Source organism: Azospirillum melinis (genome assembly GCF_013340935.1).
GTDB lineage: Bacteria > Pseudomonadota > Alphaproteobacteria > Azospirillales > Azospirillaceae > Azospirillum > Azospirillum melinis.
This window is the reverse complement of record NZ_WHOS01000146.1, coordinates 1-1,168: the sequence shown is the minus strand read 5'-3', so window position 1 is coordinate 1,168 and position 1,168 is coordinate 1. Positions and strand designations below refer to the sequence as shown.

The 1,168-nt window shown below is 69.2% G+C and carries 2 protein-coding genes; both read left to right on the top strand.

The annotated features are described in order from the left end of the window. Positions 1-8: 8 nt before the first annotated feature. On the top strand, positions 9-578 hold the full coding sequence (locus GBZ48_RS35855; RefSeq protein WP_174475375.1) for a gluconokinase: 570 nt from the start codon (positions 9-11) through the stop codon (positions 576-578). Beyond that, complete coding sequence (locus GBZ48_RS35850; RefSeq protein WP_174475374.1) at positions 575-1,168, top strand: TRAP transporter small permease; 594 nt, start codon at positions 575-577, stop codon at positions 1,166-1,168. Before GBZ48_RS35855 ends, GBZ48_RS35850 begins: the two co-directional genes overlap by 4 nt.

Sequence of the window (1,168 nt, the reverse complement as noted above, 5' to 3'; positions counted from 1 at the left end):
CCCCCGGCATGAACACCATTCCCCCCGAGCTGTCGGGCGGTGCGCCGCTGATCGTCGTGGTGATGGGCGTCGCCGGCTGCGGCAAGTCCAGCGTCGGCCAGAGCCTTGCCGCGAAGCTGGGCGACGGATTCATCGAGGGCGACGCCCACCATCCGCCCGCCAACATCGAGAAGATGTCGGCCGGCGTCCCGCTGACCGACGCCGACCGCGACGGCTGGCTGGCGACGCTGGCCGGCTTCATCGCCGAGGCGCATCGGGCGGAGCGCGGGCTGGTCGTCGCCTGTTCGGCGCTGAAGCGGCGCTACCGCGACCGGCTGCGCGGCGACTGCGAGCGGGTGGTCTTCCTGCACCTGCATGGCGACAAGGCGCTGATTTCCTCTCGCATGGGGGCGCGCACCGCCCATTTCATGCCCACCGCCCTGGTCGACAGCCAGTTCGCCGACCTGGAGATGCCGACGGCCGACGAAGCCGTCCTATCCTACGAGGTGACGCTGCCGGCCGAGGCCATCGTCGCCGATGCCTATGCCCGTCTGACCGGCGACCTGAAGACCGGCGAAAAATCTGGGAGGAACGCATGAAGAGCGTCGCGGATCTGCTGGAGCGGATCACCGAATGGATCATGGCGGCGATGCTGGCGGTCATGGTCGGTCTCGTCTTCGGCAACGTCGTCCTGCGCTACATCTTCAACAGCGGCCTCGTGGCGGCGGAAGAGATCGCGCGGCTGATGTTCGTCTGGCTGGTGTTCCTGGGCGCCACCGTGGCGCTGCGCCACCAGCGGCATCTGGGGCTGGAGATCCTGCAGGCCCGCCTGCCGTTCAAGGTGCGGCGCGCCTGCGCGGTGATCGCGCACCTGATGATGCTGTACGCGCTCTACCTGTTCGTGCAGGGCAGCTGGATGCAGCTGCTGATCGGCATGGAGACCTTCTCCACCGTCCTGCGCTTCCCGATGGCCTTCTATGCCGCGGCCGGCTTCTTCCCGGCCATCGCCATGGCGCTGATCGTGCTGGCGAACCTGTGGCGGATCGTCACCGACCAGCCCGGTGCCCGCATCCCCGGCGACCCCGACACGATGATGGACCATCCCGAATCGCACGGCCCCGCCGTGGCGCCCCCTGTGGATCCGGCGGCACCCGGCAGCCATCCCGGCGCCGCCGTCGCCAAGCGCTGA

Coding starts and splice junctions, on each gene's coding strand:
- GBZ48_RS35855 (WP_174475375.1), top strand. CDS start 9: ATGAACACCATTCCCCCCGAGCTGTCGGGCGGTGCGCCGCTGATCGTC.
- GBZ48_RS35850 (WP_174475374.1), top strand. CDS start 575: ATGAAGAGCGTCGCGGATCTGCTGGAGCGGATCACCGAATGGATCATG.